This is a genomic window from Sphingobium sp. FW305-3-2-15-F-TSA7, from assembly GCF_058787155.1.
In genome coordinates this window covers 45,568-65,332 of sequence record NZ_JBYSZM010000006.1, presented here as the reverse complement: position 1 = coordinate 65,332, position 19,765 = coordinate 45,568, and the positions used below count along the sequence as shown (strand labels likewise).

At 66.1% G+C, this 19,765-nt stretch carries 18 protein-coding genes; 8 read left to right on the top strand and 10 right to left on the bottom strand.

What is annotated here, in order from left to right:
- The first annotated feature begins 22 nt into the window (after positions 1-22).
- From AC3WN8_RS06015 to AC3WN8_RS06005, 3 genes are all read left to right on the top strand, one after another.
- A complete protein-coding gene (locus tag AC3WN8_RS06015) occupies positions 23-772 on the top strand; it encodes a 16S rRNA (uracil(1498)-N(3))-methyltransferase (protein ID WP_492668491.1) in 750 nt (249 codons plus the stop codon).
- Positions 773-845: 73 nt separating this feature from the next.
- On the top strand, positions 846-2,219 hold the full coding sequence (locus AC3WN8_RS06010; RefSeq protein WP_492668490.1) for a glutamate--cysteine ligase: 1,374 nt from the start codon (positions 846-848) through the stop codon (positions 2,217-2,219).
- Between the two features lie 63 nt (positions 2,220-2,282).
- Complete coding sequence (locus AC3WN8_RS06005) at positions 2,283-4,937, top strand: EAL domain-containing protein (RefSeq protein WP_492668489.1); 2,655 nt, start codon at positions 2,283-2,285, stop codon at positions 4,935-4,937.
- Positions 4,938-4,995: 58 nt separating this feature from the next.
- On the opposite strand, the gene AC3WN8_RS06000 is transcribed toward AC3WN8_RS06005, so the two are convergent.
- From AC3WN8_RS06000 to AC3WN8_RS05975, 6 genes are all read right to left on the bottom strand, one after another.
- The gene (locus AC3WN8_RS06000; protein WP_492668488.1) at positions 4,996-5,583 is read right to left on the bottom strand and encodes a hypothetical protein; all 588 of its coding nucleotides are present in this window, start codon (positions 5,581-5,583) and stop codon (positions 4,996-4,998) included.
- The gene (locus tag AC3WN8_RS05995) at positions 5,580-6,869 is read right to left on the bottom strand and encodes a methyltransferase family protein (protein WP_492668487.1); all 1,290 of its coding nucleotides are present in this window, start codon (positions 6,867-6,869) and stop codon (positions 5,580-5,582) included. Before AC3WN8_RS05995 ends, AC3WN8_RS06000 begins: the two co-directional genes overlap by 4 nt.
- A gap of 71 nt (positions 6,870-6,940) precedes the next feature.
- A complete protein-coding gene (locus tag AC3WN8_RS05990) occupies positions 6,941-8,320 on the bottom strand; it encodes a sensor histidine kinase (protein WP_492668486.1) in 1,380 nt (459 codons plus the stop codon).
- On the bottom strand, positions 8,320-9,042 hold the full coding sequence (locus tag AC3WN8_RS05985) for a response regulator (RefSeq protein ID WP_492668485.1): 723 nt from the start codon (positions 9,040-9,042) through the stop codon (positions 8,320-8,322). The genes AC3WN8_RS05990 and AC3WN8_RS05985 overlap by 1 nt, the downstream gene beginning before the upstream one ends.
- Positions 9,043-9,117: 75 nt before the next feature.
- Complete coding sequence (locus AC3WN8_RS05980) at positions 9,118-9,672, bottom strand: EF-hand domain-containing protein (protein WP_492668484.1); 555 nt, start codon at positions 9,670-9,672, stop codon at positions 9,118-9,120.
- A 148-nt stretch (positions 9,673-9,820) separates the two neighbouring features.
- A complete protein-coding gene (locus AC3WN8_RS05975) occupies positions 9,821-10,195 on the bottom strand; it encodes a c-type cytochrome (RefSeq protein WP_492668483.1) in 375 nt (124 codons plus the stop codon).
- 171 nt (positions 10,196-10,366) lie between these two features.
- Between AC3WN8_RS05975 and AC3WN8_RS05970 the strand changes: the two genes are divergently transcribed.
- Positions 10,367-11,083, top strand: a complete 717-nt coding sequence (locus AC3WN8_RS05970; RefSeq protein ID WP_492668482.1) for a glutathione S-transferase family protein — start codon at positions 10,367-10,369, stop codon at positions 11,081-11,083.
- Positions 11,084-11,228: 145 nt separating this feature from the next.
- The gene (locus AC3WN8_RS05965; protein WP_492668481.1) at positions 11,229-13,127 is read left to right on the top strand and encodes a M1 family metallopeptidase; all 1,899 of its coding nucleotides are present in this window, start codon (positions 11,229-11,231) and stop codon (positions 13,125-13,127) included.
- A gap of 146 nt (positions 13,128-13,273) precedes the next feature.
- On the opposite strand, the gene AC3WN8_RS05960 is transcribed toward AC3WN8_RS05965, so the two are convergent.
- Together AC3WN8_RS05960 and AC3WN8_RS05955 are read right to left on the bottom strand one after the other, a co-directional pair.
- Positions 13,274-13,501, bottom strand: coding sequence for a DUF2188 domain-containing protein (locus AC3WN8_RS05960; RefSeq protein WP_492668480.1), 228 nt, complete (start codon positions 13,499-13,501; stop codon positions 13,274-13,276).
- Positions 13,502-13,506: 5 nt separating this feature from the next.
- Positions 13,507-14,910 (bottom strand): UDP-N-acetylmuramate--L-alanine ligase, encoded by a 1,404-nt coding sequence (locus tag AC3WN8_RS05955; RefSeq protein WP_492668479.1) that lies wholly within the window; start codon positions 14,908-14,910, stop codon positions 13,507-13,509.
- A 56-nt stretch (positions 14,911-14,966) separates the two neighbouring features.
- Between AC3WN8_RS05955 and AC3WN8_RS05950 the strand changes: the two genes are divergently transcribed.
- Both AC3WN8_RS05950 and AC3WN8_RS05945 read left to right on the top strand, forming a co-directional pair.
- A complete protein-coding gene (locus tag AC3WN8_RS05950; RefSeq protein WP_492668478.1) occupies positions 14,967-15,785 on the top strand; it encodes an LD-carboxypeptidase in 819 nt (272 codons plus the stop codon).
- A 109-nt stretch (positions 15,786-15,894) separates the two neighbouring features.
- Positions 15,895-17,085, top strand: a complete 1,191-nt coding sequence (locus tag AC3WN8_RS05945; protein ID WP_492668477.1) for a glycosyltransferase family 4 protein — start codon at positions 15,895-15,897, stop codon at positions 17,083-17,085.
- A gap of 190 nt (positions 17,086-17,275) precedes the next feature.
- On the opposite strand, the gene AC3WN8_RS05940 is transcribed toward AC3WN8_RS05945, so the two are convergent.
- Both AC3WN8_RS05940 and AC3WN8_RS05935 read right to left on the bottom strand, forming a co-directional pair.
- The gene (locus AC3WN8_RS05940) at positions 17,276-17,605 is read right to left on the bottom strand and encodes a DUF2218 domain-containing protein (RefSeq protein WP_492668476.1); all 330 of its coding nucleotides are present in this window, start codon (positions 17,603-17,605) and stop codon (positions 17,276-17,278) included.
- Positions 17,602-18,162 (bottom strand): PadR family transcriptional regulator, encoded by a 561-nt coding sequence (locus tag AC3WN8_RS05935; protein ID WP_492668475.1) that lies wholly within the window; start codon positions 18,160-18,162, stop codon positions 17,602-17,604. The genes AC3WN8_RS05940 and AC3WN8_RS05935 overlap by 4 nt, the downstream gene beginning before the upstream one ends.
- Positions 18,163-18,346: 184 nt before the next feature.
- Between AC3WN8_RS05935 and AC3WN8_RS05930 the strand changes: the two genes are divergently transcribed.
- Positions 18,347-19,660, top strand: a complete 1,314-nt coding sequence (locus tag AC3WN8_RS05930) for a replication-associated recombination protein A (RefSeq protein WP_492668474.1) — start codon at positions 18,347-18,349, stop codon at positions 19,658-19,660.
- Positions 19,661-19,765 lie beyond the last annotated feature (105 nt).

Below are 19,765 nucleotides of genomic sequence, written 5' to 3'. Positions count from 1 at the left end.
ACAAGCCGCGGTACATAGCGCCATGACCGCGACACCCGCCTGGCCGTCCGACAGCACACCGCGCCTGTTCGTCGATGAGGAGATCGTCGACGGACGCGACATCCGAATCGACGGGGGCCAGGCGCATTATCTGCTCTCGGTCATGCGGCTGAAGCCCGGCGGCGTGGTCAAGCTGTTCGACGACCGGAGCGGCGAATGGCTTGCCGAGGCGACGCTGGTCGGCAAGCGCGACCTGATCCTGCAGGCGACCGCCAGGCTGCGCGAGCGCGAGGCGGTTCCCGACCTGTGGCTGTGCGCCGCGCCGATCAAGAAAGGCCGCGTCGACTGGGTGGCGGAGAAAGCGTGCGAACTGGGTGTCGACCGGCTGGTGCCGGTGCTGACCCGCCGCACCGTCGTCGACCGGCTTAACGGCGATCGACTGCGCGCGCACATGATCGAGGCCGCCGAGCAATGCGGACGCACCGCGCTGCCCGTGCTGGCGGAGCCGGTGAAACTGAGCGCGCTGCTGCGGGACTGGCCGGAGAATCGCGCGCTGTTCTTCGCCGATGAGACCGGTGGCGCGCCGGCATCCGAAGCGATGCGCACACATCCGGGCCCGGCGGCGATTCTGATCGGTCCGGAAGGCGGCTTCGACCCGCAGGAGCGCGAAGCGATCCGCGCATTGCCACAAGCGGTCGGCATCTCGCTGGGACCGCGTATCCTGCGGGCCGAAACCGCGGCCGCCGCGGCCGTCAGCGTCTGGATGGCGACAATGGGGGATTGGACCGCATAGCCGCCTGCGGGCGGTGGAGAGGAATTTTATGCACCCGCTTTCAAAAGCGACATTGGCCCGCTAGAGCCGCGCAATGAGCACAAAGACGGTTTCAAATGGCAACGATCCGGTCATCGAAAACCGGTCGCAGCTCATTTCCGCATTCGCCAAGGGCGAGAAGCCGGCGGAGCGCTGGCGCATCGGCACCGAGCACGAGAAATTCGTCTATTGGAACGCCGATCATCGCGCGCCGAGCTATGCCGAACCCGGCGGCATCCACGCGCTGCTGCTCGCGCTCACCAAATTCGGCTGGGAACCGATCTACGAAGGCGGGCACGTCATCGCGCTCGCCGGCCCGGACGGCAATGTCAGCCTCGAACCTGCCGGGCAGCTCGAACTATCGGGCGCGCCGCTCGAAAATCTCCACCAGACCTGTGCCGAGACCGGCCGCCATCTGGCGCAGGTGAAGGAAGTCGGCGACCGACTGGGCTTCGGCATTCTCGGCATGGGCTTCTGGCCCGACAAAAGGCGCGACGAACTGCCGGTCATGCCCAAGGGCCGGTACGAGATCATGCTGCGCCACATGCCGCGCGTCGGCTCGCTCGGGCTCGACATGATGCTGCGCACCTGCACCATCCAGGTCAATCTGGACTATGCGTCCGAGGCAGACATGGCGAAGAAGTTCCGCGTAGGCCTGGCGCTCCAGCCGCTCGCCACCGCGCTCTTCGCCAATTCGCCCTTCACCGAGGGCAAGCCCAACGGCTTCCTCTCCTATCGCAGCCATATCTGGTCCGACACCGATCCGCACCGCACCGGCATGCTGCCCTTCGTGTTCGAGGACGGTTTCGGCTATGAACGCTATGCCGACTATGCGCTCGATGTGCCGATGTACTTCGTCTATCGCGACGGCAAATATATCGATGCCGCGGGCCAGAGCTTCCGCGATTTCCTCGATGGCCGCCTGCCGGCGCTGCCGGGCGAGAAGCCGACCGAATCCGACTGGGCCGACCATCTCTCCACCGCTTTCCCCGAAGTGCGGATGAAGAGTTTTCTCGAGATGCGCGGCGCCGATGGCGGACCGTGGAACCGGATCTGCGCATTGCCAGCCTTGTGGGTCGGCCTGCTCTATGACGGCACCGCGCTTGACGCGGCATGGGACGTGGTCAAGCATTGGACGATGGAGGAGCGCGAGGATCTGCGCAACGCGGTGCCCAGGCTCGGCCTCGACGCCCCGATCCCCGGCGGGCGCACGCTCGGCGACATCGCACCGGAGATCGTCGAGATCGCCAGCGCCGGCCTGACCGCACGGGCACGGCTCAACAGCTCGGGCGACAATGAAAGCGGCTTCATCGATCCGCTGCGCGAAATCGCCGCCTCGCGCATCGTGCCCGCCCAGGCGCTTCTCGACCGGTTCCACGGTGTCTGGGGCGGCGATATCACGAAAATCTATGAAGAAATGAGTTTCTAGGCCGTCGCCTTAACAAAGGTTAAACGGCTTGCTGCCTAGCTGCCCCGATCACGTGGGGCACCGATGACAATCACAAATCGAGCAAGGCGGGCGTTTGGAGGCAGCGAGGCTGACCTTCCCGCCGCGACGCTCGTGGTGATGGGTCTGGTCGAGGGTGACGAGGGCGCAGCCGCGCAGATTCAGGCGGCCGTCCGCCGGACGCTCCGCCTGTTCCCGGCGCTGGCAACGATCTATCTGGCAACGGGCGCGCTTCAGGCCGCGCTCCGCCTTGGCTTCGGGAACGCCGATACGGCCAGTCACGCGCTGTTCGCGGTGCTGCCGGTCCTGCTCGCCCCCGCCGCATTCGGTGTCGTCGGCTCGGCACGGGGCAAGCGCCTCGCCCCCTCGCGCCGCGTCCGGATTCTCACCGTCTTCGCCGCATTGATCGGCATCGCGCTCGGCGCGGTATTCACGCTCGACCTGAGCGACGGATCCCGCCTCGGCGAGACGCTGTGCGGCGTGACCGCAGTCGCGGCGCTGGCGACGATCGTCGCCTTCTCTTCGCTGCCCGTTCTCGTCATCGCCTTTGTGGCGGGCTTTATCGGCGCGATGCTCATGACGAGCGGCGACACCGCCTATCTGTCGGTCAGCGCATTGTTCGCCAGCATCTTCGTGCCGGTCCTGATCGCGTTCGTGCGCGCGGATCAGGCGGAGATCGGCAAGCGTGCCCGCGCGCGCAACGACGCATCAAAGGCCAGCGCGCTGATCGCGATGTTCGAGGAGAATGGGCGCGTCTGGTTCTGGGAGACCGACCGTCACGGCCAGTTGACCTATGCGTCGCCCAAGCTCGCCGAATATTTCGGCAAGCAGCCGGCGGACCTGATCGGCCAGCCAATGGCCAGCCTGATCGTCAATGGCGGCGACGACGATCTCGCATCCCCGCATGTCGAGCGGACGATCGGATTCTATCTCACCAGCCGGCTCGGCTTTTCCGAGCTTCCCGTACGCGCGGCGGCGCCCGGCGAAGGGCGCTGGCTGTCGGTGACCGGACGCCCCGTCATCGATGCGCTCGGGCAGTTTCGCGGCTTTCGCGGCAGCGGCAATGACTATACCGAAAAACGCAAATCCGAAGCTGAGATCAGCCGGCTCGCCCGCTTCGATTCGCTGACCGGCCTGCCCAACCGCGCGCTGATGTTCCAGACGCTGGAACAGTCGCTGGGCAATGCGCGCGTCAATCCGGCGCCATGTGCGCTGATGATGCTCGACCTGGACCGGTTCAAGAGCGTCAACGACACGCTCGGCCATCCCGTGGGCGATGCGTTGCTCAAACTGGTGTCCAAGCGGCTCGAGGCGGTGATCGGCGATGTCGGCCGCGTCGGCCGGCTGGGCGGCGACGAATTCACCGTGGTGCTTCCCGTCGCGCCGGCGATGTCCAGAATCGAGGCGCTGGCCGCCGAGGTTATCCGCCACCTCTCCGAACCCTATATGGTCGAAGGATCGCATATCTCGATCGGCGCCTCGATCGGCATCGCGATCGGGCCGCAGGACGGCGCGACCGCCGACGCGCTGATGCGCAACGCCGATCTCGCGCTCTACGCCGCCAAGGCGGCCGGGCGCGGCGCGCTGCGCTTCTACGAACAGTCGATGCATGCCAATGCCCAGGAGCGCCGCATGATCGAGACCGATCTGCGCCATGCGCTCGCGACCGATGCGCTGCACCTGGCCTATCAGCCCGTGGTCTGCGCCGCCGCCGAATCGATCGTCGGTTTCGAGGCGCTGCTGCGCTGGCATCATCCGACGCGCGGGCCGATCTCGCCCGAGCTGTTCGTGCCCATCGCCGAAGAGATCGGCCTGATCCAGGCGATCGGCGAATGGGTGCTGCGCACCGCCTGCATGGAGGCCGCGCAATGGCCGTCGCATGTCCGCGTCGCGGTGAACGTGTCGTCGGTGCAATTCGCGAACCCCGCCTTTCCCGGCGTGGTGCTGAGCGCGCTTGCCGCATCGCAGCTCGACCCCGCCCAGCTCGAACTCGAGATCACCGAAAGCGTCTTCCTGAACGAGGGACTCGATACCGACGCGATGTTCGCCAGCCTCAAGGCGCTCGGCGTACGACTGGCGCTCGACGATTTCGGCACCGGCTATTCCTCGCTCAGCTATCTGCGCAAGGCGCCCTTCGACAAGATCAAGATCGACCGCTCGTTCGTCGAGGGCGCGGCGGTGCCCGGCAATCGCAATGCGGCGATCATCGGCGCGATCGTCTCGCTCGCCGAAGGGCTCGGCATGGACACCACCGCCGAAGGTGCGGAGACCAGGGACGAACTCGAACTGATCCGCTCGCTCGGCTGCTCGCATATCCAGGGCTATATCTTCGGCAAGCCCATGTCCGCGCGGGAGGCGGCCGAGACGATTGCCAGCCCGTCCCGCATCCTGACCACGGACGGCTATGATCACAGCCGCGCGCCGCGCATCCTCATGCTGCGTACGGCGCTGCTCCACTACGAATCGCGCTCGATCCCGGCGCGCATCCGCAACATCTCGTCATCGGGCGCACAGATCGACATCGATCGCCCGATGCCGGTCGACAGCGTGGTCGCGATCGATTTCGGCGATGGCGGCAAGATGGCGGCAACGGTGCGCTGGTCGCAAGGCCAAAGGATGGGCGTGGCGTTCGACCGTCACATCGATGTCGATGCGCTCACCTCTCAGAAACTTGTCGTGAAGCGATTGGCCGCGGGATAGCCCGCCGGCTCGGGAACCGCGGTAAACCAGGGAATGCGGAGTCGATCGGGTTCGCCGATCAGCGCAGGCCGGCCTGGAGCCTCGAAAGTTCATCGAAACGGCGTCGGTAATGGTCGGCGACCCGTTGCCTGTCGTTGCCGATGCGATCGAGCCCGACCTTCCACTGATCCTGCGAACGCCGCAGCCCGGCCCGGCCGGCATGCGTCGCCAGCACCGAATCGTAGAGCAGTGCGAGATTATAGTCGGAGATCGCCAGGCCCAGGTCGGAGCAGACCAGCGCGCGACCGGCGCTCAATCTGCCGCTGCACGAAAAGCTGGCGACCCGCGCCGCGGCGGCCGGATCGATCGGCGGCACCGGCCCCGCCACGACCCGCGGCATTCGCGGCGCGGCTTCGACCCTGGGCGCCGCAATACCGGTTCCACCGTCCGGCGCCGGCTGCGCCGCCACCGCGGCGCGGGGCGCATCGATGATAGCGGCCCGCTTGCTGGCGGCCTCCGCCTCGGCACGCCGTTCGGCCGCTTCCTGGTTCCCGGTGGGTTTTTGGGCAAGCCAGGACAATCCCGCCGCCGTGCCCGCGATGGTGAGTGCGGTGATGCCGAGCGAGATCATCAAGGGCACGACATAGCGGCGCCCAATCCGGTTCAAGTCGAGGCTCCGGTGATGCGGCGGATCAGGCGCGGGATCGGCGCATTGCGATCCATCCATTCGACATAGGCGCGATAGGCGGGATCGGCGCCGAGATGCTTCTCTTCGGTGCGCGCGCGCCAGTAATAGACGCCGCTGACCGCCGCCATCAGCAGGGTGTTGCGGACCGCGTCGATCGGATTGCCGGTGGTGGCGAGAAAAGGCAGCGTCGACAGCCACCAGAATGCGTTCTTCGCCAGATAGGCGGGATGCTTGGTCCAGGCATAGGGGCCATGGGTCAGGATGCCGCGATGCGTGAGGTTGGAGAAACGGAGGCCAAACGCCACCGTCGCCCAGGCATAGATGGCGGTGAGCAGGACGAGCACGGCGCCGAACACGATGACGACCGCGGGATAGCTGGCCAGCCAGTCCGACCATTCGCCGGTGCCCGGATGATAGTCGAGCGGGCCGCCGTCACCCATCATGATGAAGGGCGGATAGCAGATCAGCGCCGCCATCCAGCCCGCGGCGTAGGGATTGGCCGATCGGATATGCGAATCGAGCGGCTTCATCGTCAGCACGTAACCGACGGTGGCAAAGGCGATGTCGACGACGAACATGGCGGTGATCAGCCAGCCGACCAGCATGACCGGGCTTGCGATCATCGCGGCCAGCGGCTCGCGGACGAGGTCGCCGAACCCGCCGGGAACGATCGAGATCATGAAGGCGGAGAAGAAGCCCTTGACCGCCCAGGCCCGGAAATGATCGTGGAGAATGGTGCGATCGGCTACGCCCTGGCCGATCAGGAACTGGCCGAAGGCATATGCGCCATCGCGCGGCTCGATCAGGCGCCGGTCGATCCAGATCACATAGGGAATCGATACGATGGCGAGGGTCGGCGCGAGGGTGATGAGCACTTCCATCGCGAAGAGATAGCTGCCGCTCCAATACCAGCGGCCGACGCAATAGACGACGGCGATCGCGCCCCATGTCGCCCAGAGGCCGGCGATCTTGACCAGGCTGATGTCGATGCTGTCCTTGATCGGACGCGGGGCCATCGACCAGTCGATGCCGGTCGACGGGTTGCGATGGACCTTGTCGACGAGCAGCGACCACAGGACCATCGGCAGGCCGCAACAGACGACACCGGTCAGGGCGGACAATGGTCCGTCCATGCCGAAATGGCGGGCAACGAAGATCCAGCCGAAGAGACCGGCAAGACCGACAAGCCCGACGCCCGTGCTGACCGCGGAACGCGGACGGACATCCGGCGCGGCTTCGGCGACGATCATGGCATGAGCGTTCATGCCTCGGTCTCTAGGGAAAAGTGGTAAAATCTTTCATAAAGCCGGTGCGTCCCAGCCGATGAAATATGCGCTCAGTTCGGCAGCCAGAGCGTCGCGCGCAGGCCGCCCGCCGCACGATTCTCGAGCGTCAGCCGCCCGCCATGCTGGAGCGCGATCGCCTTGGCGAGCGCGAGCCCCAGGCCAGTCCCCCCGGTCTCGCGGCTGCGCGACTGCTCGAGCCGGGTGAAAGGCTCGAACATCGCCTCGATCTTGTCTTCAGGAATACCCGGCCCTTCATCGTCGATGGTGACCGCCACGCCCTTTGCCTCGGACACGATATCGACCTTGGCGACGCCGCCATATTTGACGGCATTGTCGATCAGGTTGCGCAATGCCCGGGTGATGAGCGTCGGTCGGATCGTCACGGTGGTGCGCGGCGTGTCGGCAAGCGAAACCTCCGCACCCAGCGCCTGGAAATCGTCGACCACCTGATCGAGCAAGGCGGACAGATCGACACGCGTCTCCGCCTCGCTCGGCCGGCCGAGCCGCGCCAGCGACAGGATATCGTCGAGCGTCCGGTTCATTTCCTCGATGGTCGCGGCCATGCGGTCGCGTTCGGCCTCGTCCTCCATGCCCTCGGCCCGCACGCGCAACGAGGCCAGCGGCGTACGCAGATCATGGCCGATCGCGCCCAGCATCCTGTCCTTCTCGTCGAGCAGCCCGGCAATGCGCGTGCGCATGCCATTATAGGCCGCCACCAGCCGGCGAACGTCGGACGGGCCGCTTTCGGGCACCGCGATGCTGTTCTCCGCGCTGCGGAAGCCCTCGACCGCGCCCGTCAGCTCGCGCAAAGGGCGCGCCACGCGGCGCACGCTCCAGAGCACCGCCGCCAGCACCACCCCATAGAGGATCATGGTCTGGAGGAAGAGCCAGCCGAGGAACCGGGGGTCGCGGGACGGCAGGCGGGTGACCAGATTGATCCACCGGCCCGGCTCCACTTCCGCCGCGACGATCAGATAGGGGCGCTTGTTGCGCCGTTCGGGATCGATCGTGTCGCGCAGCTGGGCGATGCGGTCATGACCGGGAAGCTGCACGGTGGAACCATCGGCCTGCGCCGCCTCGATCCGGAGCACAGGAACACGCAGATCGTGCAATGCGACGCGCGCGCGCTCGGCGATATCCTCGCGAACCGGCATGCCGGGCGTCACCCGGCTCTTCTGTTCGACGAAGACGCCGCGGCGCGACATCCAGGGTCCGCGTTCGCGCACCATCGGGGTGCCGGCGGCATTGCGTTCGATCGCATCGGCAAGGCGCGCGATCGCGGGCGCCGCGACCTGGATCAATTCCTGGCGATCGCGCGCGCGCACCAGCAGCCCGAAATTGATCGCCTGCGCGACGAGCAGGGCGATGCCCACCACTAGCGCGATCTGGCCCGACATGTTGCGGGGCCAGAGCCTGTTCAGCACCGCCATCATCCCAGCCGGGTCACGTCGGCGGCCAGCGTATATCCGCCGCCCCAGACGGTCTTGATCAATGCCGGGTTGCGGTGATCGGGCTCGACCTTGCGGCGCAGGCGGCTGATCTGGTTGTCGATCGCGCGATCGAAGGGATTGGCCTCGCGCCCCTGGGTGATGTCGAGCAGCTGGTCGCGGCTCAGCACCTGGTTGGGCCGGCTGACCAGCGCGAGCAGCAGATTATATTCGCCCGTGGAAAGCGGCACCGAGACGCCGTCGCTGTCGACCAATGTCCGCTCGCCCGCCTTCAGCACCCAGCCCGCAAAGGCATAGCTTTCGCTTTCGGGCGCGCGGTGGCGCGCGCCGCCATTGCCCGCGCGGCGCAGGATCACCTTGATCCGCGCGATCAGTTCGCGCGGCGAAAATGGCTTGAGCACATAATCGTCGGCGCCCATTTCCAGGCCGACGATACGGTCGGTCTCCTCGCTGCGCGCGGTCAGCAGGATCACCGGAATCTCACCGGTCTCGCGGATATGACGGCACAGGCTGAGCCCGTCCTCACCTGGCATCATGATGTCGAGCACGACCAGATCGATCGCATAGCCCGCCAACCTTTGGCGCGCCGCGGCGGCATCGCCGACCGCAGTCACGCGGAAACCGTTCTTCTGGAGATAGGCGGCAAGCGGCTCGCGGATCGAGCGCTCGTCGTCGACAAGGAGGAGGTGGGGACGGTCGCTCATGGCCTGCCTTCGTTCATGCCGGAGGGGCGGACGATGCGCAACGGCGCTCGTCCGCCCGGGATCGGGTCGTCGAAATCAGCTTCCCGCGCGCTTTGCCCGCCACGCGGCGCGCGCCGCCTGACGTTCCTCGAGCGTCACCGTGCCATCCTTATTGGCATCGGTGCGGTCGAACATGGCGAGTGCGGGCGCCTGGAATTCGGCGCGGGTGACGACGCCATCGCCGTCGGCGTCGATCTTGCCGCCCATGCCGCCCATCCGGTCGCGACCAAAGCCGCGATGTCCCATCCGGCCCTTGCCACGCGGACCGCGCTCGCTGCGCGCCTCGCGGCGCTCCATCCGCTTCTCGCGCGCGCCGTCGAACTCGGCGCGGCTGACCTGGCCGTTGCCATCGGCATCGAGTGCCGCGAACATGCGGTCCGAACGCGCCTTGGCACGGACAGCACGATCCTGCTCGGTCAGCTTGCCGTCCTTGTCGGCGTCCATCCGGTCGAAACGCGCATCGGCGCGCGCGGCGGCGTCGGCGCGGGTCAGCGGCGCATTGGGCGCCCGACCGTCACCGGGCTGCGCCATGGCGATCCCGCCGGCCAGCGCTATCGCGCCCAGGCCGGAGATTGCGATCAACTTCTTCATCCTACGGTCCTTCTTTCGAGACTCGGCACGCATGGATCGCCGCCGATGAGACGGCTTATCCGGCACACCTGTCCCGAAAGTATCGCGGACCAGCGCTATTTTGTCGCAAATTGTCGCACCCCGGATCGATGATCCGGGGCGGAACCGCCTATTTCAGCGACAGCAGATAATCGGCGATCTGCGCCGCGACCTTGGGATCCTTCTGCCCGGCATAGACCATCTTGGTGCCCGGTACCGTCTTGCGCGGATCCGAGACGAAGGCGATCAGCTTGTCGCGCGTCCAGGTGATGTTCGACTGCTTCAACGCAGGCGAATAGGCGAAGGTGGAAACCGCCGCCTTGCGGCCGCCGACACCCCAGAGATTGGGGCCCATTGCGGATTTCTCGCCCGCATTCACCTTGTGGCAGACCGCGCACATCGCGAATGCCGGCGGCTTCGGCCCCGGCGCGGCGGAGGCGGCCGCCGGGATCGACGCGAGCACGAGCAGACCCAGCCCGGCGGTAAAACCAAACGCTTTATTCATGAACATCCCTCTCACGATCGAATCTTGTTCCATCCCTGCGCCGGACGACATGAATGGAGCGTGGCCGGTCCGCAAGTGTTTTGCGGGGCGGCGGCGGGCGCATCGGATGACTTGTCCCGCCGCCGGGCCGCCCCCATCTCCACGCCGCGTGGCACGGGCAAGGAGATCCCAATGATCGAACTTTATTACTGGCCGACCCCCAATGGCCACAAGATCACCATCGCGCTGGAGGAAATGGGCCTGCCCTATGCCGTCCATCCGGTGAACATCGGCACGGGCGAGCAGTTCGCCCCCGAATTCCTGAAGATCAGCCCGAACAACCGCATGCCCGCGATCGTCGATCCCGACGGGCCCGACGGTGCGCCGATATCGATCTTCGAGTCGGGCGCGATCCTGCAATATCTGGCGCGCAAGACCGGCCTGTTCGGCGGTTCCAATGCCCGCGAGCAGGCCGAGGTCGAAAGCTGGCTGATGTGGCAGATGGGCGGCGTCGGCCCGATGGCGGGCCAGGCCAATCATTTCCGCCATTATGCGCCCACGATCGAGCCCGATCCCGAAAAGCTGCGCTATGGCCTGGAACGCTACACCAAAGAAATGAATCGCCTGCTGGGCGTGCTCGACACGCGGCTGGCCGATCGCGAATTCGTCGCCGGGCCGCTTTCGATCGCCGATTTCGCGATCTGGCCATGGACGGTGCTCGCCGAGCGCGTCGACCAGGACCTGAACGATTTCCCCAATGCCAAGGCGTGGATCGAACGCTGCGGCGCGCGCGAGGCCTTCATCAAGGGTCGGGCGGTGGGCGCCGAGCTGCGCAAGCCGCTGGAGGCGGACACCGAAGAAGGAAAGAAGGCCCGCGCGCTGCTGTTCGGCCAGACCGCCCGGCGCTGATCGAAAACGCGACAGACTCCCCCTCCTCCTCATCTTCGGCAGGGAAGAGGGGGATTCGCACTTGCGGCGAACCACAGCCGTCCGGCCTTCCCTGCCCGGCTTTCCTGTTCTAGCCTTGCGCGCTCACAATATGGGCCGCGCCTTCATGCATCTTCGCACGCTCCTTCCCACCTTGCTGGTCTGCACGCTCGCCGCGTGCAATCCGCAACCCGCCAGCGAGAATGCCGGCGCACCCCAGGTCGCCCCCGTGCTCACCACCGATGAAGCGAAGGACAGCCATAGTTTCGCAAAGCCCGAGGAAGCGCGCGTCACCCATGTCTCGCTCGACCTGACCGCCGATTTCGACGCGAAGGTGATGACGGGCACGGCGACGCTCGATCTCCAGACCAGGGCGGGCGCCAAGGAAGTCGTGCTCGACAGCCGCAATCTCGCGGTCAAGCAGGTCACCGACGCCGAAGGGCGCCAGCTCCCCTTCGCTTTCGGCAAGGGCGATTCGATCCATGGCCAGCCGCTCACCGTCCAGCTCGGCGGCGCGAAGAAGATCGTGATCCATTATGCCTCCGCGCCCGGTGCGCCCGCATTGCAATGGCTGTCGCCCGACCAGACCGCCGGCAAGACCTCGCCCTATCTGTTCAGCCAGGGCGAAGCGATCCTCAACCGCAGCTGGATTCCGACACAGGACAGCCCCGGCATCCGCCAAAGCTGGGACGCGAGCATCACCGTGCCCGAGGAACTGGTCGCGGTGATGAGCGGCGACCGGCTGACGCCGGAGGGCGAGAATAACGACGGCGGCCGCACCTTCCGCTTCAGGATGGACAAGCCCGTCGCCCCCTATCTGATCGCGATCGCGGTCGGCGATCTCGCCTTCAAGGAGATCGGCCCGCGCACCGGCGTCTGGACCGAACCCGCCATGCTCGAGCGCAGCGCCAGCGAGTTCGCCGACCTGGAGAAGATGGTGAGCGCCGCCGAGGGCCTCTACGGCCCCTATCACTGGGGCCGCTACGACCTGCTCGTGCTGCCGCCCAGCTTTCCCTTTGGCGGCATGGAGAATCCCACGCTGACCTTCGTCACTCCCACCGTCATCGCCGGAGACCGATCGCTGGTCAGCCTGATCGCGCACGAACTGGCGCATAGCTGGTCGGGCAATCTCGTCACCAATGCGACCTGGAACGATTTCTGGCTCAACGAGGGCTTCACCGTCTATTTCGAGACCCGGATCATGGAAGCGCTTTATGGCCCCGATCGCGCGGCGATGCTCGCCGATCTCGGCTGGAGCGACATGGAGACCGCCTTCGCCGAAGTCGGCGGCAAGAATGCGCCCGACAGCCGGCTGCATCTCGACCTGAAGGGACGCGATCCCGACGACGGCATGACCGACGTCGCGTATGAGAAAGGCGCGGTGTTCCTGCGCACGATCGAGCAGACGGTCGGCCGCGCGCGCTGGGACGCCTATCTCAAAAGCTATTTCGATCGCCTGGCGTTCAAGCCGCAGACCAGTGCCGGCCTGATCGCCGACATGCGCGCCAATCTGTTCAAGGATGACGAGGAAGCGAAGATCGGCGTCGAGCGCTGGGTCTATCAGCCCGGCCTGCCCGACAATGCCGTCCATATCCGTTCGACCGCCTTTGTCGCGGTCGACCGCGCCGCCGCCACATTCGCGGCGAATGGCGATGCCGCGGCGGTGGACCGGACGGGCTGGACCACCCAGCATTATCAGCGCTTCCTGGGCCGCCTGCCGCGCACCCTGCCGGCCGACCGGCTGGCCGCGCTCGATGCGGCGTGGAAACTCTCCGATAGCGGCAACAGCGAGATCCGCTTCGCCTGGCTGATGCTCGCGATCGGCAATCGCTACGATCCCGCACTTGCCTCGGCCGACCGCTTCCTCACCAGCATGGGACGACGCAAATTCGTGGCGCCGCTGTTCGAAGCGCTCAACGCCCAGGCCGAATGGGGTGGCCCCGCCGCGCGCGCCATCTATCTGAAGGCACGCCCCGGCTATCATTCGGTGACGCGCGGAACGGTGGACAAGACGCTGGGGGTTTGAGGGGGGGCACCCGACCTAATCTGTCATCCCCGCGAATGCGGGGATCCAGCTATTGCGTGAAGCATCAGATAGACGAAGAAGAAGCTGGATCCCCGCGTCCGCGGGGATGACACCGTGAGGGCACGATATCGCGACTCATCCTCCGATCAGACCGAAGGCACCGCCGGCGCCGAACGCCATTCCTCGCGGAAGCTGCCATCCTGTTCCTGCACCATCACGCGCGCCTGATAGCCCGTGGTCACCGCCTTTTCCGCGGTGTCGATCGCATCGCGGATCGCGGCGGACTGGGTGGCATAGGGCCCGTAATTCTTGCCGGTCAGGTTGATCCGCCAGACGTCGCCGTCGCGGATCACGGTGTAGTGCGCCATCTGCATATTCGTCATCCTTCCATTCGCGCCAGCAGATCGGCGGCGAACTGGCTCAGCGTGTCGTCACGCGCGCCCATCACCACGATCCGGTCGCCCGGTCTCGCCAAGATGGTCAGTCGTTCGCCACATGCAACACGGTCTGGAAGATATTCGGCCTGGCGCCCACCCGCGCTCACCCCCGCGACGATCTCGGCGGCGCCAACACTGCGGTCGGTGGTGCCGCCATAATAGACCGGATCGGGCATGATCAGCACATCCTCGGGCCCGAGCTGCTCGACGAAACCGGCGACCAGTTCGTCACGCATCGTGCGAAGCGGACCATAGCCATGCGGCTGGAACATCACGAGCAGCCGGCCGGGAAAGGCGTGGAGCGTCGTGAGCGTCGCCGCGATCTTGTCGGGATTATGCGCGAAATCGTCGATCACGGTCACGCCGTTCGCCTGACCGACCACCTCCAGACGACGACGCAGGCCCGCAAAATCGCCAAGCGCCGTCGCCGCGTCGACCAGCGACACGCCGCACGCCCGGACCGCGCCGATCGCGGCCAGCGCATTGGAGACATTGTGGCGCCCCGGCACCTTCAGCCGCACCTCGGCGCGCCCGCCATCGGATCGCTCGACCACGGTGAAGGCGACGCCGTCCGGCGCCTCGACGACCGATTCGGCGCGGAGATAGGCACTGCCGCGATCGATGCCATAGGTCAGCGCGACACCATCGGGCAGGATCGCCGCCAGCTTCGCCACTTCCTCATTGTCGGCATTGATCACCGCGCAATCGGCACGGCCGATAAAGCCGCCGAACAGCGAGCGCAGTTCCTCGATCGACTTGTGGTCGAGCGAGACATTGTTGAGCACCGCGATATCGGGATCGTAGAGCTGGATCGATCCGTCGCTTTCGTCGACCTCGCTCACGAAACTCTCGCCGGCCCCGACCAGCGCGCTGGCAAAGGGGGTTTCCGGGCCGATGAAATTCTTCATCACCGCGCCGTTCATGACGGTCGGATCGCGCCCCGTGGCGCTCAATATCCATCCGATCATGCCGGTGACAGTGGATTTGCCGCTGGTGCCGGCCACGCCGATGCTGGTGCGCGAACCATTGAACAGTTCCGCGAGCAGGTCGGCACGGCGCATTTCGGGGGCGCCGAGCGCGCGCGCCTTGACCACGTCGGGGATATCGTCCTCGACCGCGGCCGAGGTGACGAAGATCTGCTCCGCCCGCGTCACGCCGCTGCCGTTCTGCGCAAAGAGCGCGATGCCCTGCGCCTTGAGGAAGTCGAACTTGGCGGCGGTGCGCCCCTGGTCCAACGCGCGGTCGGATCCCTTCACGATGGCGCCTCGCGCCTTGACGATACAGGCGAGCGGCAACATTCCGCTCCCCCCGATCCCGCAGAAGAAATAGCTTTTGGCCCTGGTCATGGGCGCGCGCTATTGACGCTTTTGACGGGTTGGGCAAGCGCGCGGGGATGAAGGCGATGAAAACCAGGATCGGCGTCGTCGCACCGAGCTGTCCGATCGACGAATCGATCGCCGAACGCGTGATCGCGCGCGCCGAAGCGCTCTATGGCACCACGGTCGAACTCGTCTTCCATCCGCAATGCTTCGTCGAGGCGGGGCATTTTGCGGGCAGCGACTGCGTGCGCGAAGCCGCCTTTGTCGAGGCCGCGAACGATCCGCATCTCGATGCGATCTGGTTCGCGCGCGGCGGCTATGGCGCCTGCCGCATCGCGCCCGGCGCGATCGGCCGGTTGACCGACGCCGCACGCGGCAAGGCCTTTCTCGGCTATAGCGACGCCGGCACCTTGCTTGGCGGACTTTACGGCCTCGGCCTCGGCACGGTCGCGCACGGCCCGATGCCCGTCGATATCCGCCGCGACGGTGGCGAGGCCGCCATCGACAGGGCGCTGCGCTGGCTGGTCGAGCGCGATCCCGGATCGCTCGAGCCCGGCCTCGGCGACGCGCCGAACGCGGCGTTCAACATGACGATCCTCAGCATGCTGATCGGCACGCCGCTCCAGCCCGATCTGTCCGGCCATGTGCTGTTGCTGGAGGAAGTGGCCGAGCATCATTACCGGATCGACCGGACTTTGTGCCACATCACCGGCAACCCCGGCATCCGCGCGGTCGCCGGCATCCGTTTCGGCCGGATCAGCGACGTCACGCCCAATGACCGCGCCTTTGGCCAGGATGTGGAGGAGATTGCGGCGCATTGGTGCCATGTCTCGGGCATCGCCCATCTGGGCGCCGCCGATATCGGCCATGACGCGGCCAATATGGTGGTACCGTTCGGATAAATAACCCTGGACGAGCGCATGATCCTGTTGGTCGAACCGACCTCCACAGCCTCGCCGGAATCACAAACACTTTCCCCTTGCTCGAACAATCTCTAGGGGCTTGCCGCTTATGGACGTCACCGATCTTCGCATCGCATTGTTCAGCGGCAATTATAATTATGTCCGCGACGGCGCGAACCAGGCGCTCAACCGGCTGGTGGGCTATCTGCTGCGCCAGGGCGCGTCGGTGCGCGTCTATGCGCCGGTGGTGAAGGAACCCGCCTTTCCAGCGACGGGCGATCTGGTCGGCGTGCCGGCGATCGCCATTCCGGGGCGCGCCGAATATCGCGCGCCGGTGATGATCCCGCCCGGCATCAAGCGCGACATCAAGCGCTTCGCCCCCAATATCTTCCATGTCTCCAGCCCCGAAATCCTGGGCCACCGCGCGGTCAGTCTGGCGCGGCGCTGGGACAAGCCGGTGATCGCGTCGGTCCATACCCGGTTCGAGACCTATTTCCGCTATTACGGCCTCGCCTTTCTGGAACCGCTGGCGCTGGCGGCGATGCGGCGCTTCTACCAGCGCTGCGACGCGATCTTCGCGCCATCCGAATCGATGGCGCAACTCCTGCGCGAACAGCGGATGAGCTACGATGTCGGCATCTGGACGCGCGGCATCGATCAGGAGATCTTCCGCCCCGACCGCCGCGACCTGGACTGGCGCCGTGGCCTCGGCATCGCCGATGACGAGGTCGCGATCGGCTTTGTCGGCCGGCTGGTGATGGAAAAGGGGCTCGACGTCTATTCGGACGCGATCGACCGTCTCGTCCGTCGCGGCGTGAAGCATCGCGTGTTGATCGTCGGCGAAGGGCCTGCGGGCGAATGGTTCCGCAACCGTCTGCCCCAGGCCGTTTTTGCGGGTTTCCAGGCGGGGCCCGATCTCGGGCGCGCCGTTGCCTCGATGGACATGCTGTTCAATCCGTCGGTCACCGAGACCTTCGGCAATGTCACGCTCGAGGCGATGGCCTCGGGCCTGCCGGTGGTCGCCGCCAAGGCCACGGGCAGCGACAGCCTGGTCAAGGACGGCATCAGCGGACATCTGGTCCGCCCGGGCGCGATCGCCGGCTTCGCCGACGCGCTCCAGCATTATTGCGAGGATGGCGATGCCCGCGCCGCCGCGGGCGAGGCGGGCCGCAAGGCCGCCGATCGTTACGGCTGGGACGCAGTCAACCAGGCACTGGTCGACGGCTATCTCCGCATCGTCCGCCAGCGCCTGGCAGGCAGCCGCGCACCCCGGCAGAGCCCGCTGCCCTATACGGATTGATCCATTTTCTCCTCCCTACGCGAAGCGTGGGGAGGGGGACCGCCTCGGCGCAAGTCGAGGTGGTGGAGGGGAACTACGATATCGCCGTTGATCAGGAGTGGGTGGATGCATCGCATTTCCCCTCCACCACCGGCCTTTGGCCGGCGGTCCCCCACCCCGCCGCTTCGCGACAGGGAGGAGAAAAAGCGGCTTACGCTGTCACCGCCCGCCAATCGAACGCCAGCGGCGCTTCGCGAAAGGCGAAGCGGTCGAGGTGGCGCGCGACCGCGCCTTTCAGGCCTTCGAGCTGTTCGTCCGAGGTCGCGTCGATGCGCACCTCGAGCGTCTCCGCCCGCGCATCCATCGTCACCAGCCCTTCGCCGGGGTGATCGGCACCGCGCGCATCCTTGGGAAACACCACGGTGCCGTGCTCGGGCGTGAAGGCGACGTCCAGATTATGCTGCCAATGCTTGCACAATTGCTGGAGGTAACGGCTGCCCGACTGGGTCGGCACGCTGGCCGTCGCTGCGAAGCCGCTCATTTCAACCGCTCGATCTTGCGCGCGGCATCGTCGATCACCTGGACGATCGCATGCAGCCTGTCTTCGTCGACATCGCCTTCGCTCATCCGGTTGACCAGCACCTGGCGGAGATTGCCCATCGCGCGGCGGATCGAGCCGCCCTCGGTACGGGCGCGGTGCTCGCCCAACGCATCGAGCCTGGCGAACAGGCCGTCAATCTCATCGACGCGCTCGGCGAGATGCGCCTCGCCCGCCGGGGTGACCGCGAAGAGCTTCTTCGAACCCTCGGACTGTTGTTCGCCGATCAGGCCCATGTCGTCGAGCAAAGTGAGCGTGGGATAGATGACGCCGGGGCTGGGCGCATAGGCGCCGCTCGTCCGCTCCTCGATCGCACGGATCAGATCGTAACCGTGGCGCGGCTGTTCGGCGATCAGCCGCAGCAGCACCAGCCGCAATTCTCCGCCATCGAACACGCGACGGCGGCCGCGGCGCCCTTCGCCGTCTTCGCCCATGCCGTGATGACCACGGCGAGAATGATGGCCACCTGTCCAGGCGCCATAACCCATTCCAAAACGCATTTCGTAGTTCCTTGTCTGTTACGAGATAGCTTAAGATATATCTTGATTCGATCTTTTTGCAAGAGCGACATCGATCGACGCATGCAGAAAATCCGAAACGGACCGATTCCGGCGGCCCGGGACGCCGAATTACGACGCTCGCGGGCATGACATGACTGACGCGGCTGCCTATCTAGGGGCCCGCATGGCCGACCTTTTCGCACCCGACGACTCAGAGAAATTGCTGGACGCGAATGCGCCGCTCGCCGACCGGCTGCGCCCGCGCACGCTGGACGAAGTCGTCGGACAGGAACATCTGACCGGCCCCGAGGGCGCGATCGGGCGACAGGTGAGCGCGGGCAAGCTTTCCTCGCTGATCCTCTGGGGACCGCCGGGCACGGGCAAGACCACGATCGCACGGCTGCTCGCCGATGCGGTGGGCCTCCGCTTCCTCGCGATCTCCGCGGTGTTCTCGGGCGTCGCCGATCTCAAAAAGGCGTTCGCCGAGGCGCGCGAGCATGCGCGGATGGGGCATCGCACATTGCTCTTCGTCGACGAGATCCACCGCTTCAATCGCGCACAGCAAGACGGTTTCCTGCCCTATGTCGAGGACGGCACGGTCACGCTGGTCGGCGCGACCACGGAGAATCCCAGCTTCGAACTCAACGCCGCTCTGCTCAGCCGTTCCCAGGTGCTGATCCTCAATCGACTGGACGCGAATGCGCTGGAAACCTTGCTCGCGCGCGGCGAGGCATTGGAGGGACGCCCCCTGCCCCTTAATGCCGATGCCCGCGCCGCCTTGGTCGCCAGCGCGGACGGCGACGGGCGCTTCCTGCTCAACCAGGCGGAGACCCTGTTCTCGGTCGACCTGCCCGCGCCGCTCGATCCGGCCGGCCTGTCCGCGCTGCTTCACCGCCGCGTCGCGGTGTACGACAAGGACCGCGAAGGGCATTACAATCTCATCTCCGCGCTTCACAAGGCGATGCGCGGATCGGACCCGCAGGCCTCGCTCTATTATCTCGCGCGCATGCTGACCGCGGGCGAGGAGCCGCTTTACGTGCTGCGCCGGATCGTCCGCTTCGCCAGCGAGGATATCGGCCTGGCCGATCCCCAGGCGCTGATCCAGTGCCTCGCAGCCAAGGACGCCTACGAATTTCTCGGGTCACCCGAGGGCGAACTCGCCATCGCCCAGGCCTGCCTCTATTGCGCGACCGCGCCCAAATCGAACGCGGCCTACAAGGCGCAGAAAGCGGCATGGCGCTCCGCCAGGGAAACCGGCTCGCTGATGCCGCCCAAGAACATCCTCAACGCCCCCACCAAGCTGATGAAGCAGATCGGCTATGGCAAGGATTATGGCTATGACCATGATACCGACGAAGGGTTTTCGGGCGATAATTACTGGCCGGAGGAAATGCGGCCCGAAACCTATTACACACCCGTCGAGCGCGGATTCGAGAAACGGATCGCGGAGCGGCTGGCCTATTGGGGGGATTTGCGTGCGAAGAAACAGCATGGGTGAGACGCTCCAAACCGCTTCACCGTCATTCCCGCGGAAGCGAGCTTCCTGCTTTCGCCGGAATGACGGTGTCTGGACACTCGCCCTGAGCGCACTCCTGCTCGCCAC